The organism is Flavobacterium succinicans LMG 10402, assembly GCF_000611675.1.
GTDB lineage: Bacteria > Bacteroidota > Bacteroidia > Flavobacteriales > Flavobacteriaceae > Flavobacterium > Flavobacterium succinicans.
The window spans coordinates 34,100-49,792 of the sequence record NZ_JATV01000011.1 but is presented as its reverse complement, the minus strand read 5'-3'; the positions used below and the strand labels follow the sequence as shown (position 1 = coordinate 49,792).

At 37.7% G+C, this 15,693-nt stretch carries 13 protein-coding genes; 6 read left to right on the top strand and 7 right to left on the bottom strand.

Annotation, left to right across the window (positions count from 1 at the left end):
- Positions 1–329 precede the first annotated feature (329 nt).
- Positions 330–455 (top strand): hypothetical protein, encoded by a 126-nt coding sequence (locus tag AO58_RS18310; protein ID WP_255211334.1) that lies wholly within the window; start codon positions 330–332, stop codon positions 453–455.
- A gap of 179 nt (positions 456–634) precedes the next feature.
- On the opposite strand, the gene fbp is transcribed toward AO58_RS18310, so the two are convergent.
- Positions 635–1,642, bottom strand: coding sequence for a class 1 fructose-bisphosphatase (fbp, locus tag AO58_RS0111855; RefSeq protein ID WP_024981914.1), 1,008 nt, complete (start codon positions 1,640–1,642; stop codon positions 635–637).
- 170 nt (positions 1,643–1,812) lie between these two features.
- Here fbp and AO58_RS0111850 point away from each other — a divergent pair, with 170 nt between their 5' ends.
- Together AO58_RS0111850 and AO58_RS0111845 are read left to right on the top strand one after the other, a co-directional pair.
- Positions 1,813–2,286: a GNAT family N-acetyltransferase gene (locus AO58_RS0111850; protein ID WP_024981913.1), complete on the top strand. Its 474-nt coding sequence runs from the start codon at positions 1,813–1,815 to the stop codon at positions 2,284–2,286.
- Between the two features lie 67 nt (positions 2,287–2,353).
- The gene (locus tag AO58_RS0111845; protein ID WP_024981912.1) at positions 2,354–3,613 is read left to right on the top strand and encodes an aspartate kinase; all 1,260 of its coding nucleotides are present in this window, start codon (positions 2,354–2,356) and stop codon (positions 3,611–3,613) included.
- A gap of 67 nt (positions 3,614–3,680) precedes the next feature.
- On the opposite strand, the gene AO58_RS0111840 is transcribed toward AO58_RS0111845, so the two are convergent.
- Positions 3,681–4,979: a TlpA family protein disulfide reductase gene (locus AO58_RS0111840; RefSeq protein ID WP_024981911.1), complete on the bottom strand. Its 1,299-nt coding sequence runs from the start codon at positions 4,977–4,979 to the stop codon at positions 3,681–3,683.
- A gap of 60 nt (positions 4,980–5,039) precedes the next feature.
- Complete coding sequence (locus AO58_RS17810) at positions 5,040–5,744, bottom strand: CPBP family glutamic-type intramembrane protease (RefSeq protein ID WP_074917642.1); 705 nt, start codon at positions 5,742–5,744, stop codon at positions 5,040–5,042.
- 252 nt (positions 5,745–5,996) lie between these two features.
- On the opposite strand from AO58_RS17810, the gene AO58_RS0111830 reads away from it, so the two are divergent.
- From AO58_RS0111830 to AO58_RS0111820, 3 genes are all read left to right on the top strand, one after another.
- On the top strand, positions 5,997–9,428 hold the full coding sequence (locus AO58_RS0111830) for a DUF8818 domain-containing protein (RefSeq protein WP_024981909.1): 3,432 nt from the start codon (positions 5,997–5,999) through the stop codon (positions 9,426–9,428).
- A gap of 418 nt (positions 9,429–9,846) precedes the next feature.
- The gene (locus AO58_RS0111825) at positions 9,847–10,284 is read left to right on the top strand and encodes a hypothetical protein (RefSeq protein WP_024981908.1); all 438 of its coding nucleotides are present in this window, start codon (positions 9,847–9,849) and stop codon (positions 10,282–10,284) included.
- A gap of 163 nt (positions 10,285–10,447) precedes the next feature.
- On the top strand, positions 10,448–11,527 hold the full coding sequence (locus tag AO58_RS0111820; protein ID WP_024981907.1) for a glycosyltransferase: 1,080 nt from the start codon (positions 10,448–10,450) through the stop codon (positions 11,525–11,527).
- 61 nt (positions 11,528–11,588) lie between these two features.
- Here the strand turns inward: AO58_RS0111820 and phoU are convergent, their stop codons facing one another.
- From phoU to pstC, 4 genes are all read right to left on the bottom strand, one after another.
- Positions 11,589–12,257, bottom strand: a complete 669-nt coding sequence (phoU, locus tag AO58_RS0111815; RefSeq protein WP_024981906.1) for a phosphate signaling complex protein PhoU — start codon at positions 12,255–12,257, stop codon at positions 11,589–11,591.
- 72 nt (positions 12,258–12,329) lie between these two features.
- Positions 12,330–13,088, bottom strand: coding sequence for a phosphate ABC transporter ATP-binding protein PstB (pstB, locus tag AO58_RS0111810; protein WP_035717738.1), 759 nt, complete (start codon positions 13,086–13,088; stop codon positions 12,330–12,332).
- Between the two features lie 427 nt (positions 13,089–13,515).
- Positions 13,516–14,463: a phosphate ABC transporter permease PstA gene (gene pstA / locus AO58_RS0111805; protein WP_024981904.1), complete on the bottom strand. Its 948-nt coding sequence runs from the start codon at positions 14,461–14,463 to the stop codon at positions 13,516–13,518.
- 3 nt (positions 14,464–14,466) lie between these two features.
- Positions 14,467–15,642 (bottom strand): phosphate ABC transporter permease subunit PstC, encoded by a 1,176-nt coding sequence (pstC, locus tag AO58_RS0111800; RefSeq protein ID WP_024981903.1) that lies wholly within the window; start codon positions 15,640–15,642, stop codon positions 14,467–14,469.
- Positions 15,643–15,693 lie beyond the last annotated feature (51 nt).

Sequence of the window (15,693 nt, the reverse complement as noted above, 5' to 3'; positions counted from 1 at the left end):
ATTAGTCCTTAGTAATAGTGATTAGTAATAGTGATTAGTCGTTAGTTCTTAGTGAAAAATATTTTAAAACAGAAAACCGGTGGCTTTTTACAGCTACCGGTTTTTTTGAGGTAGTACGACAAATTCTGTTCTTTTTAATAGGGTATGAATTGTCGCATTTTTTTGTGTGTAAGTCTTAATTGCCTCCAACTTTAGTTGGAGGGATAAGATTTGTTAGATTTTATAGGCTTTGGCCAAAATTATTGAATTTTGGCTAAAGCCAATTTACATTTATTCCTTTATCTCCAGCTAAAGCTGGAGCCAATTCAAAAATTATTGCAACTTAAAAGATGTTCCAAGCTAAAGCTGGAGCCAATTCAAAAATTATTGCAACTCAAAAGACACTTCAAGACAAAGCTGGAGCCAATTCAAAAATTATCAATAGAATGAAAGCTATAAAAATGACTTTTGATTAGGCTTTTTTACATTCAAAACGGAAACTTGTCGAATCCTTTTTTATGCTTACAAAGAAGCGAATTGTTTTTCTTATAGCCCTGATCGCAGCGGCATCCTTTTGGGGCGGGGTTCGCCCCAAAAGATATAGCGGAGAGCAGGAACCCATATTTCCTAAAAATGCCTGATGTTTTGCTCCTGATTATTTTGCTTTTGCCATAAATTCTTCGGCTTTTTCGACCATATTGTAGCTGCCACAAAAGAAGGGTACGCGTTGGTGCAACTCTGTAGGTTGAATTTCCATAATGCGACCAAAACCATCCGAGGCTTTGGCACCTGCTTGTTCCGCAAGGAAAGCCATAGGATTGCATTCGTACAACAAACGCAATTTTCCGTTGGGCGCTTTGGAACTCGTAGGGTACAAATAAATTCCACCTTTAATCATGTTTCGGTGAAAATCGGACACCAAACTTCCGATGTAGCGCGAAGTGTAGGGGCGATCGCCTTCTTCGAGCTGGCAATATTTGATATAATCTTTGACTCCTTGTGGGAAATGCACATAATTCCCTTCGTTGATGGAATAAATGGTTCCGTCTTTTGGGTATTGCATATTAGGGTGCGAAAGATAGAATGTACCGATTGCGGGGTTTAGCGTAAAGCCGTTTACTCCGTGACCCGTAGTGTACACCAACATTGTCGAGGTACCATAAATTACATAACCTGCCGCCACTTGGTTGATACCTGGTTGCAAGAAATCCTCGATAGTTACCGGAGTTCCTATTGGCGTAACGCGACGATACACGGAGAAAATAGTTCCTACCGACACGTTTACATCAATATTAGAAGACCCATCCAAAGGATCCATCAATACGACATATTTGTTGTTGTGACTGCTGTCCGAACCTTCGACGGTGATGAAATCGTCGTTTTCTTCGGAGGCGATACCGCATACTATCTCACGATTGATTAAGGTTTGAATAAATACTTCGTTGGCATAGACGTCTAATTTTTGTTGGTCTTCGCCTTGAATGTTTTGTTCGCCAGCCGCTCCTACTATATCTACTAATCCGGCTTGGTTCACCTTATAGTTGACCACTTTGGCTGCCAAGCGAATGGAGTTGATGATTCGGGACAATTCGCCCGAGGAGTACTGAAATTGGTTTTGTTTTTCGATGATAAATTCACCTAAAGTCTTGTTGCGTTCTTCCATTACGAAATCGTTGTAGTTAATTTGAAGTCACAAATATCGTTTTTTTTGTGAAAATGAAATGATAATTATGAAGATACTTCATCACTATTGTATCTTTGTAATAAAATCGACAAAAAAATTGTATTTTTAGCGGTTTTTTTAGTCAATTTAGAACCTAAATATCAGAAAATATGATAATACGAAAAGGAACTGCAGCAGATATGAACGGTGTTTTAGCGCTTATTAAAGAACTAGCCGTATTTGAAAAAGAACCTGAAGCTGTGGTAATTACTGTGGAGGACTTGATTCGAGATGGTTTTGGAGCCCATCCTTTGTTCTCAGTTTTCGTTGCCGAGAAAGAGCAAGAGATTGTAGGCATCGCTTTATATTATTATCGCTATTCTACTTGGAAAGGAAAAACGATTCATTTAGAAGATTTGGTGGTCAAAGAAAGCATGCGCGGCACTGGATTGGGCTCGGCATTGTACTCGGCCATCATAGAACAAGGTAAAACTGACGGTGTACGAAGAATAGAATGGAATGTTTTGGACTGGAATACGCCTGCCGTCAATTTCTATGAGAATTCTGGAGCCAAAGTTTTAGACGATTGGCGCGTGGTACAAATGGATCAACAAGGCATTGATGCCTTTTTAGAGAAAAAATAAATAACATAAAATAAGTCTTTCCGTTTCGGAACATAGAAAAGACTCGTTTACAATTTTAGCATACAACATGAGAGTATTTAAATTTGGAGGAGCCTCGGTCAAAGATGCCGAAGGGATCAAAAATGTTCACCACGTATTACAAACCGTGGGATTTGATGATGTATTAGTGGTGGTTTCGGCCATGGGAAAAACGACTAACGCTTTGGAAGTCGTGATCAAGAATTACTTTGAGAAATCTCCTGAATTGAACGCATCGGTTCAAGAAGTGAAAAAATACCACAATCAAATCATTTTGGATTTGTTTGAAAATGAAAACCATCCCGTTTTTAGTGCTGTGAATTTGTTGTTTGCAGAATTAGAATATTTCTTGGCACATAACAAATCGCCAAATTACAATTTTGTGTACGACCAAGTGGTAAGTTTTGGCGAATTGATTTCGACTACCATATTGAGCTACTTCATGAACTTCATGGATATCGAAACCCAATGGGTAGATGTTCGTAATTTGATTAAAACCAATGCCAATTATCGTGATGCCGAAGTAGATTGGGAGCAAACCAAAAAGAATATTACCAAAACCATTAAATCAAAGAGCCTAAACATCACTCAAGGATTTTTAGGATCGGATGAGAATAACTTTACGACCACTTTAGGAAGAGAAGGTTCGGATTATACTGCGGCTATTTTTGCGTATTGCTTGAACGCCGAAAGCGTAACGATTTGGAAAGACGTTCCTGGAGTGATGAATGCCGACCCAAGGTATTTTGAAAATGCAAGTTTGTTGCATCAGATTTCCTATCGTGAAGCGATTGAACTAGCTTTTTACGGCGCCACAGTAATTCACCCAAAAACCTTACAACCTTTGCAGAAAAAGGAAATTCCTTTGTATGTTAAATCCTTTATAAATCCTTTATTGAAAGGGACTTCAGTTTCAAAAGGAGCAGACTTGGAACCTAAAATGCCTTGCTATATTGTAAAACGCAATCAGTTGATGATTTCGCTTTCCTCTATTGATTTTTCATTTATTATGGAGGAAAACATCAGTGAAATCTTTGCTTTGTTCCATCAATACAAGATCAAAGTGAATTTGATTCAAAACTCAGCGATTAGTTTCTCGGTTTGCGTAGAAGACAAATTTGGCAATTTTGGGGAATTGAATGCCAAACTCTCTAAGAAATTCAAAGTAGAGTTTAACGAAGATGTGACCTTGTATACCATTCGTCATTTTAACGACCAAGCGGCCAAACTGGTAGAAGAAAATAAGATTGTCTTGCTCAAACAAGTCAGTCGTGAAACGATGCAAATCATCACCAAAGAGACGTTATAAAAACAAAAAAGACCATTTTGAAAATATTTTAAAATGGTCTTTTTTATTGAAAACATCAATTTATGAATTACAAATGACGTTGTAATAACTTTTCAATATCTGGACTTGAAGGTCTAGGGGCGTCTTTGTGAAGTATTTTACCATCTTTTCCAAACAAAACATAACGAGGTATAGAATAAATCTTAATCTCTTTCATTAATAGGTCTTCTTCTGATTTTGTTAGCAAAAAACTATTGTCTTTATTTAAAATTTTGGGATACTGAAGCATTGCTTTTTCCCAAGCTGCTGCACTTTGATCAGTAGAAACAAAGACAAACGCTACTGCTGGAAACTTATCCATCAAAGCTTTTTCAGCAGGGAATTCTGCTCTGCACGGCTTACACCACGATGCCCAAAAATCGACCAAAACCAATTGCCCTTTGTACTTATCAATTTTACTTTGCAACACAAATGGCGTGTTCTTAGGTTGTAAATCTAAATTGATAGCATCAAGATATTCTTGGTCTTTACAATGCTTACGAAATAAATCAATAGAGGGTTGATCTACTTTAGTTGTCGATTTTGGGTCATTTAAAGCAAAATTCAAATTCTTAAACAAGAAATAATCTTTGACTTTTTGACTTTGAAAAGTGGTTACTACGAATGTTAACTCCTCAAATAACGTAGCTTTTTGGGTTGATTTAGATAAAGTTTTGTCAATGTACCTGCCTACTAATGAACGATATTTATCCACCACAAAAAGGGAATCTGCTCCCTTAAAACTCTCTTCTATTGCAGAAATAGTTGCCGGAGCAACAGTTCCCTTTTCAAGTTCATTCGTTTTAATCAAAGACCAATACATCATTTTAAAATACGAATAAAATTCTTTAGAAACTTTTCCAGATTTAAAATTACTTTCTAAGAATTCTTGTTCTTTTTGATACGTTGGGTCAAAATTTTTCAACATCTTATTTATTGAACGAATTCTTTTTAGTTCATTATAATCAGAGAAACTTTCTGCAACTCCATACTTTTCAAAACTCTCATTCAAATACTGCGATTCGGTTGCTCGGTACTTGTTGGTTTTACAAGAATATTCTATTAGTCCTTTTTCATTGAAATCAAATTCAATCACTTCATTAGGCAAAGCAAAAATGGGTATTGGCTTTTTGTAATGCGTACATTTAATCACTGCTGGCTGATTGAGTTTAAACACCAATTCTCGTTCTCCAGGACTGAAACCTCTGGGGCCAATCAAAAATTTTTCGGAGTAACCAATAAATGAAATACCATCGTCATTATCGCCAATAAATTTTAAAACGATGTTTTGAGAAAAACAAAGGGAAGTAAGAAACAACAAGCTGAGCGTAATTTTGAATACTTTCATAAATTTAGGTTGGGTTGGTTAACTGTAATTTCCAACGTAAATTACTATAGTTTATTATTTTTAAAAAAGTAAATGCAGCAGAAAAAAAGTCAAATTAGTCATACAATGTAGCAGTATTCCCCATACAAAACCTTGTTTTAATCTCAAATTAGTAGCAAAATAACCAATCAATATTTGTGGAAGAACAAAGAATGGATAGATTAATAGTAAAGAATAATATATCTTTTCTAAGTTATCAATATGCATCAGACCAAATGCTATTATTGAAACTATCGTTAGGCTTCTTTGTAAACGAATTGAAAACTTGATGTTGTCAATTACAAAAAAATACAGCACTACAACAACCGAAAGTGAAATTCCAACCTTTACCCAAGTAGAAATCAAAAAAAAGGCTTCACTAGTAAACCGAATTCCCAATACCAACAGCAACATCAAAAATACACTGAGACAAATTTCCTTTTTCTTGAAATTCAAAAAAAGGCGAAATAAAATCTCTTCGATAATTGGTATTATTATAACAACAAACCAAAAAGAAATAGTAGCAATCCTGTCACTAGATTTTTCTATTGCCTCCATTAAAGAGGGAAAACCCAATATGTCGGTAACTAAATAGTCAAGTGGTCTTAGCAAAAAAAGAACACTTAGTATGATTGCTAAATACATATAGCAATAAGACAACAGAAGGTTTTTGATTTTTGCCTTCCAATCGTAAGACGGGTGACTTTCTTCAGAAGGATTAAAAACAGTAAATAAATTGAAAAACATAAAATGATTTTAAGTACTCAATTAAAGATTGATATTGTAGGATTACTACTTTCTATCCTTTTTCAAATATACCATTATTTCCTACAAAACCAAATTCAAAAATCGAAAGAACAGTACTTTTCAACCTTAAATCACCAATATAATTATAATTCTTCACTACAAAATCTATCTAATTGCGAATCACTATTCACTAATTACTAACTGCCATTCACTATTAAATACTACTTTTGAACATTGGACGTTATCGTAGCTATGTGGAATAAAATTGTGCTTCTTGGAGTCTTCTTTTGGCTTTCTGGCGTATACGCGCAGGAAAATCAATCGTCCTATCGCACTAAAAAAATCCGTGTTACTACCGATACCATTTGGTTAGAAAAAACAAGCATCAATCCGAGCTTTTTTAAAATTACAACCGACAAAAAGGAGACACTTGCTACCACAAACTACAGCGTGAATTTTGAAAAAGGCTATTTGTTGTTACAATCTCTTTCGCAACTTAACTCTGAAGAACTAACGGTTCAGTACCTAAAGTATCCCGATTTTTTAACCAAAACCTACCAAGTCTACTCGGATAGTCTAGTGGTCAATAACGAGACGCTGATGGGCACTTTATATCAAATGACTGATACGAATCCCAAAAAAGCAACTCCTTTTGATGGGCTCAACACCTCTGGAAGCATCACGCGAGGAGTAACGGTCGGCAACAATCAAAACGCTGTGCTCAACTCGAATTTGGACTTACAAATCAGCGGTAAACTCTCCGACAAAGTAAGTATTAGTGCCTCGATTCAAGACAGCAATATTCCGTTACAAGACGGAGGCTATTCGCAAAAACTGGACCAGTTTGACAATATTTTTATGGAATTGTACAGCAAGGATTGGAGAGTCCGCGGAGGCGATTTGTTTTTAGAAAATCGAACGGCTCAGTTTTTGAATTTCAACAAAAAAGTACAGGGATTGAGTACTCAATTCGATTGGGGCGACACCGAGAAACACACCAAAATCGAGGCTGCTGTTGGTTTGGTCAGAGGTCAATATGCCAGAAGTGCGTTTATTGGTCAAGAAGGCAATCAAGGGCCTTATAAACTCAAAGGAAATAATCAAGAAGCCTACGTATTGATTGTTTCGGGTTCGGAGCGCGTGTATGTCAATGGCAATTTGCTAAAACGAGGAGAAAACAACGATTATGTGATGGATTACAACGCGGGTGAGTTGGTCTTTACGCCTTTATTCACCATCACTTCCGAAATGCGAATTGTAGTCGAATACCAATTTACAGACCAAAACTACACCCGAATTGTAGGCTATGGAGGTGGAATGTACCAAAACAAAAACTGGAGTTTTGGCAGTTATTTGTATTCCGAAAGCGACTTGAAAAACCAACCCGTACAACAGAGTTTATCCAAAGAACAAGTTGCCATTTTACAAAATGCAGGCAATGACCCCAGCAAAATGAATGCGCCTTCGGCCTATGAAGATTCATATTCTGAAAACAAAATTTTATATGAGAAAAAAAGTGCCAATGGCATCGAATATTTTGAATTTTCTACCAATGACCAAGCCGTTTTGTACAATGTTCGGTTCAGCAAAATAGGTCCAAATCAAGGAAATTATCTCTTGAAAAACACTGGAGCTATTGGTCGAATTTACGAATACATAGCGCCACTCAACGGGATTTTACAAGGAGAATATGAACCTACGATTCCGCTTATTGCTCCAAATAAACTACAAATCGCCACCTTTTTAGGAAGGTACAATCCAAATGAAAAAAGCAGTGCTGATTTTGAAATTGGCGTAAGCAACAACGACAAAAACCTGTTCTCTAACCTTGATGACAATCAAAATAAAGGACTAGCTGCAAAATTCAACACCAAACAACGTCTGTTTACTGGAAAATGGAATTTGGATTTCATAGGCAATTACCAATACATAGCCGAAAGTTTCAAAACCGTAGAACGCTTGTTCAACATCGAATTCAATAGAGATTGGAATTTGGGCACCACAACCACTGGTAACCAAAGTTTCTTGACCGCAGGAATCCAAAGCGAATGGAACCCAAGCTACAAAGGAACATTAAAAGGCAATGCCTCATATCAACTAGAAAAATTAGATTTTACCGATTCTTTTTCTGGGCAAAAACACCGCATTATGGCACACTTCCAGCTTCCAAATTGGCGTTTTCAAAACCAGACTAGCGTACTCAAAAGCGACAATTTGTTGAGCACTTCTAATTTTATTCGCCAACAAACGCAAGTCCGTTTTCACAAAAAGAAAAACTGGGTGGGCGCTACTTTTCGCTTAGAAGACAACCAAGAGAAAATCAAAAGCACACAAACCTTCACTCCCATCAGCCAGCGTTTTTCAGAAATAGGAGGTTTTGCGGGTCACGGCGATAGTACCAGAGTCTTCGTGGCTTTGGGATATTTGCAAAGAGTCAACGACAGTATTCAAAATGGCGTCTTACAACGCGTCAACCACTCGCAGACCTTCAGCTTAAAATCGAAAGTTTTTCAAACTTCCAAAAGCGATTTATCTGTTTTTGCCAATTATCGTGTCCTAGAATACACCAATAATTCAGCCCAAAAAGAACCGTCACTCAATTCGAGAGTGGTCTACAACGACCGTTTTTGGAAACAATTGGTACAAAGCACCACGGCTTATGAAACCAATTCGGGTTCGATTGCCCAACAAGAATTTACCTTTTTAGAAGTCAATGCGGGTCAAGGAGTGTACGCTTGGAACGATTATAACGGTAACGGCATTCAAGAATTACAAGAATTCGAAATCGCGCCTTATCCCGATTTGGCCAAGTACATTCGCGTGTTTTTGCCCAACCAAATCTTTATCAAAACCCATCAAAATAAGTTTTCGCAATCCCTAATCATCAATCCTAACCAATGGCAAAACGAAAAAGGGTTCAAAAAAATAGCCTCCTATTTTTACAACCAAACCTCGTTCATTATGGACCGAAAAATTAAAAACGAAGGTGGCAACTTCGATTTGAATCCGTTTGGTAGCCCGAAAGACGATGTCTTGGGACTCAACTCCGTTTTCAGAAATAGCTTGTTTTTCAATCGAGGCAAACAAAAACACTCGGTCACTTACACCTATTTGCAAAACAAATCCAAGAGTTTATTGTCCAATGGCTCACAGGAAAACAGCAATGCCTCGCACCAGTTGCAATACCAACATTTGTTTCAAAAAAGTTGGTTGTTGAACTTCTTTACCAAGACTTTGGCGACCGCCGTGGTTTCCGAAAATTATGCTGAGAAAAATTTCGACATCAAAGGCTACCAAATCGCCCCAAAAATCAGCTATTTGTTTTCTAAAAACGCCAGTTGGGAATTGCTTTATGAATTCCAACACAAAGAAAACCAACTCGCACAAGCCGAAACCTTGCAACAAAACCGTTTGGGAACCGCCTTTAGTTATGCGCGCAACTCCAAATTCACCCTCAACGGCGAACTCTCTTTTTATCAAAACAAATTCGATGGCAATGCACAATCTGCCGTGGGTTTCCAAATGCTCGAAGGCTTACAAACCGGACAAAACATCACTTGGCGTGTGTTATTGCAAAAAAACATCACCCAATTTCTCGACATTAATTTCAACTACCAAGGCCGCAAAAGCGAAACCAGCGCTGCCATTCACACCGGCAATGTACAGTTAAGAGCTTATTTTTAGGACAGCTATAAATTGTTATAACATATATTTTATTTGTCAAAAAACAAGCAAAAATAGCAGTCCAATTAAGCTGATTCATTGAGCCTTGAAACCAATAACCTTACCTTTTATGGACTAATATCCACAACTACACAAAATAGTGTTTTTCTAACTTTTAAACTTACTTGACTTATATGTTAAAAATTAAATAATCAGGAGAGCCAACAAAAGGCTTTTTCAGCCATCAGGGGTTCCTGCTATCCACTATATCTCTTGTCTTGTTGTAAGGACAAGACAAGAGGATGCCGTTCCTATTAGGACTAGAAGGAAAATTGAGGCATTCCTACCAACAGTAACACTAAGATTTTTAGAACTTTATATCCAATTTACAAAAATAATTAGTAGTTTTAGTACACTTTTAATTTAAAAAACTACCATTATGAAAAGAATACTGATTTTATGTTGCTTGTTTATTGCGTCCAACACCATTTTCGCTCAAGAAACAGCCACGAAAAAGAAAACCACAAAAGCTAAAACAGAAGTGTCTGCTGCCGAAAAAGAAGCCAAACAACAAGCTGCAAACGAGAAAAGAAAAGCAACCATAGCTGCCCAAAAAGCCGCTGCCGAAAAAGAAACCGCTGAAAAAGAAGTCAAAAAAGCCAAAACTGAAAAAAGTAAAGCCGAAAAAGCAGTAACTGAAAAAACTACTAAAGCGAAAAAAACAGGCGAAGTAAAAATCAAAGAAACTAACGAAAAAGCGCCTAAAACTCCAGACAAAGTAACGGGTGAATACAACGGTAAAAAAGTGTACACTGGCCCAAGAGGTGGACGATACTACATCAACAAAAACGGAAATAAAACTTATATCGAAAACTAGTTTCGATGTAAAACACAGAATCACAAAGGCTTTCTTTTTACAGAAAGCCTTTTTTTTATATAAACAGTTGTTAAATTAAACTTTTCATAATAGTTTATAAACTTAACAAAATAGAACTATTGCTACCTTGCCCCCGAATTAATATTTAATATTGCATACTATAATGACATTGGATTCTACCTCAAAAACGATACTCATTGCGCCATTAAACTGGGGCTTAGGCCACGCCACCCGTTGTATTCCAATCATTAAAGCTTTACAAGAAAACAATTTTACCCCCATCATTGCCTCAGATGGAATAGCACTCGAATTGTTGAAAAAAGAGTTTCCATACATCCAAATGTTGGTCTTACCTTCTTATCAAATAGAATATGCCAAAAACGGCAAAAACTTCAAATGGAAACTTATTCAAAGTTTACCACGAATGATTGAAGCCATTCGGGAAGAGAAGAAATTGGTTCAAAAATGGATTACTAAATACGAGATAGACGGCATCATTTCAGACAACCGTTTGGGAGTTTATAGTCCCAAGGTGCCTTCTGTTTTCATCACCCATCAATTGAATGTAATGACTGGAAACACTACTTGGTTTACTAGTAAAATACACCAATATATTATCAAAAAATACACCCAATGCTGGGTACCCGATGTAGCTGGAACACCTAACTTAACAGGTGATTTGGGCCACGTAAGCGGAAAGCATTTTCCCGTGCGTTACATTGGCCCCTTAAGCCGCTTGCACAAAAAGGAGAGCCCAAAACTATACGATTTGATGATTATTCTTTCGGGTCCTGAACCCCAAAGAGGCATTCTAGAAGAAAAATTAACAGAAGAGGTAAAACGCTTCAAAGGTAAAGTCGTTTTCGTAAAAGGAATCATAGAAAAAACACAAGTTAAAGAAACCGTTGGCAACGTAACCTTTTACAATTTTATGAATACACGCCAATTGGAACAAACCTTTAACGAAAGTGAATTCATTTTGTGCCGCTCTGGCTATACCACTATTATGGATTTGGTCAAATTAGGTAAAAAAGCCTTTTTTATTCCCACGCCTGGACAATACGAACAAGAGTATTTGGCCGTAAAACTAGACCAAGAACGCATCGTTCCTTATGCCACTCAAAACGATTTCAAAATTGAAATACTGTCAAAAATTGCCGATTACAAAGGGCTTTCAGAAATGGATACCACAATAGATTGGGAGGAACTTTTAGCTGTTTTTCAAACAACTAAAAAACCATAAGATTACTAAAACCCAAATTAGAAATCTATTACATCCGAAGTTGTAAATACCTTTCCAAAAACTACGCTTCTCCCGAAAGATCCAATTTCTCGTGTTTGATAATCTTTGCGTGAACCATAAAATAAACCGATTCAGCTACATTGGTGCAATGCTCAGAAATGCGTTCCAAATGTTTCAACACCATCACTAAATTAGTACCCGAAACCACTACTTTCGAATTGGATTTCATAGTGCTGATGATCTCATGAATGGTCTCATCAATTTTGGTCTGAATTGATTTATTCAAAATAAAAATTTCACCAATAGTATTTTCCTCTTTCGTTACAAAACAGGCGTTCGTTTTGGCTACAATTTGAATGATTTCATAGGTCAAACTCTCAATATCAAACTTCGTAATTAAATCATGTTTGTCCTTGATACTTTTAGTTTTCTTAATAATACTAATCGACAAATCGCCAATGCGCTCAATCTCATTGCTCATTTGCATGGCCGACATGATAAAACGCAAATCCGAAGCCACCGGTTGATGCAACGCAAAAATGTTTTGGCAAATCTCCTCGATTTTTACGTCCAATTTATCAATTTTATGCTCTGTCTTTTTGACTTCTTTCCCTGCAATAGGTTCAGACAAAATCGCTTTTACCGCCTCACCCACTTGCGTTTCGGCCAAAACACCAATTTTGGTAATGATGTCCCTTAACTTTACTAATTCTATCTCAAAATGTGTCATCCTCTATTTATTTAGTTTAAAAAGATTAATCGGTTATCGGTTAAACAAATAACCAATTCAACGGTTCAACCATTACCCAAATCTTCCCGTAATATAATCTTCCGTTTGTTTCTTCTCTGGTTTCGTAAAAATATCTTTCGTTTTTCCCATTTCGATCAATTCTCCCATATAGAAAAACGCCGTATGATCACTCGTTCTAGCAGCTTGTTGCATATTGTGTGTCACGATAACAAGCGTGTATTGCTCTTTTAATTCATGCACCAATTCCTCTATTTTCGAAGTCGACAACGGATCGAGCGCACTAGCAGGTTCATCCATCAAAATAATATCCGGATTCACCGCCAAGGTTCTAGCAATACAAAGGCGTTGTTGTTGTCCGCCCGAAAGTCCCATCGCCGAATCGTCCAAACGATCTTTCAATTCCTCCCAAATTGCCGCTTGCCGCAACGAAACCTCGACAATCTCGTCCAACTGTGTTTTATTTTTTATCCCATTAATCCTAGGACCATAGGCCACATTCTCGAAAATAGACTTAGGAAACGGGTTCGATTTTTGAAAAACCATGCCAATTTTCTTTCGAATATTCACCACATCCACTTCTTTATCATAAATATCAACGCCCTCCACCAGCATTCTTCCCGAAATTTTCACCCCCGGAATCAAATCATTCATTCTATTTATACAACGCAAAAAAGTCGATTTACCACATCCCGAGGGCCCAATCAAAGCCGTGACTTTGTTGGCCTGAATTTGCATCGAAACACTGCTCAATGCTTTCTTCTCACCGTAATACAGCGACAAATCAGTAACGTCTATTTTTACATCTTTCATAATTGTATGGTATCAAATTAAAAAAATTAGTTGGGCGTGACCCCATTTGCAAAAGGCTTCCTTCAGCAACCCGTTAGTTTGCGCCTTTCGCAACTGCGGTCGGGCTATCCGCAGTACTTCGGTACTTGCTCCTATCCCTCACGCAAAATGCCATTAAGTTAAGAGATAATCAATAATTTGATTGCTGATTTTTGATCAACGATTTTTGATTGCTGATGTATAAGCTACTGAAAATCATTTAATTTTTCACTCACTTGCTCCAAAAATCAAGTATTGTTAATCTTCAATCAAAATGATTGCTGATGTATAAGCTACTGAAAATTATTTAATTTTTTACTCACTTGCTCAAAAATCTAAAATCAAGAATCGTTAATCTTCAATCTAAAATCTCTTATATTAAAACCGTTACCCTCACGCAAAAAAAACATCACCCTTTTGCACTGCTTCTTATTCTAGATCTTATCAGAACCGCCACCAAATTCAGCGACAAGGTAAGCAACAACAAAACCAGCGTCGTAGCAAATTGAATCGGCATCGTTTTATCCACATCAGAAGATTGCGTCGACATAATATAAATATGATAACCCAAGTTCATAAACTGATCACTCAACGAACCGGGCAACGAAGCCAAATAATAAGCCGCACCTGTAAACAATATCGGCGCCACTTCACCCGCTCCTCGACTCACCGCCAAAATAGTTCCTGTCATAATCCCCGAAATAGAGCCGGGCAATACAACATTTTTTATCGTTTCCCATTTTGTTGCGCCCAAAGCCAAACTCGCTTCGCGTAACTCCCTCGGAATGGTTTTTAGTGCCTCCTCTACCGAAACAATAATGACAGGCAGCGTCAACAAAGACATCGTTAGTCCAGCCCATAAAATATTGGGTTGTCCCCATCGCAAGGCACCTCCATTAAAAACAGTATCAGCTCCCGCACCCACAAATTGAATAAAAAAACCCAATCCAAAAAGTCCAAAAATGATGGAAGGCACCACCGCCAACGTACGAATCGAAAAACGAACCGCAGCCGCAATTTTTGAATCCTCGCTGGCATATTCTGTCAAATACAACGCGGTAATCGTTCCAAAAGGCACCGCAGCAATCGACATGACCACCACCAAAATAAAAGTACCAATAATGGCAGGCAAAATCCCCCCTTCGGTCATTCCGTTGGTGGGAAAAGAAGTGATAAATTCCCATGAAAATTTAGACCGCCCTTCATAAATAATGATCCCTAAAATCACTGCTAAAATAGCGATGATTAAAAAAACCGCTAGTTGCGTAATGCCTACAATAGTCCTTCCTTTCAAACCCTCATTTTGAGCATTTGAACTAAAAAAAGACAAACCATCAGACGTGTTTGAAGTCTCCATATTTTATTTTCCTTGAAATTTTTTGATCAATTTTCCTTTCACATAAAACTCTGCAATAGCATTCAGTACAAAAGAAAACACAAACAGTAAGGCACCTATAAAAAACAAAACGCTGTAATGGGTTTCACCAAACACCGTTTCGGCCATTTCAGATCCAATAGTAGCTGCAAAAGTACGCACACTCTCAAAAGGATTCACCGATAATAAAGCAGCATTTCCAGTTGCCATCAAGGCAATCATCGTTTCGCCAAAAACTCGACCAATGCCTAATAACAAAGCCGCAAAAATTCCAGGTGTTGCCGCCGGTAAAACCACCAAAAAAGCCGTTTGTGCCTTACTCGCCCCTAATGCCAAACTGGCCTCAGTAAACGTTTTGGGAACCGACGACAATGCATCTTCAGAAATGGTATAAACAATAGGAAGCGCAGCCAAAGCCATGGCAACTCCTCCAATAAAAGCATTAAGTCGCGAATCGTAGCCGAAAATATCTTGAAAAAAAGACGCTAACACCATCATGGCAAAAAAACCAATCACCACCGATGGAAAGGCGGCCAACATTTCGATTACAGGCTTGATGATTTCTTTATGCCGATTTGAAGCAAAACAGGAAGTATAAACCGCCGCCAATATCGCCAAGGGACCAGCAATTAACATTGCTATAAGCGTTACTTTGAGCGTACCTACCAACAAAGAAAGCAACCCAAAACGGGGATTATGCGAAACAGGCACCCATTCTGAGGAGGCAAAAGTACTCCAAGTTTTATCCGCGCCTTCTTGATTGGGTTGGGCACTTTTTTCGGAAATGGGAGCACTTTCAATAAGGTCTTCTATAGGTTCGCCGTAAGTATCTGGCTGTAAAATTTCCGCTTCATCCGCTGCGGGAGCCAAATCTTCAATCGGGTCACCGTAAGTATCGGGTATCAAAACAGGTTTAACCATTGCTTCGGTTTGAGACGGATTTGCTGACTGCTGGGAGGTTTCGGTTTGAGCGCGGTCTCTAGACGAACTAAAAAGAGGTAGCGACTCTTTGAACACAAAAACAAAAATCAAGAAAATAATTGCGATGGATAAAAACGCAACACTGGAAATGATTTTTTCTGCTAAAAATTCAGACCATCGAAATTGCTTTTTCAGGCTGTCTTTAGTAAAAGTCGCTTGCTCAACACGGGATGCCTTCATACTCTTGATTTAGTAGTGATAAAAAATCCTTCTATAAAGATACAGAAGGAT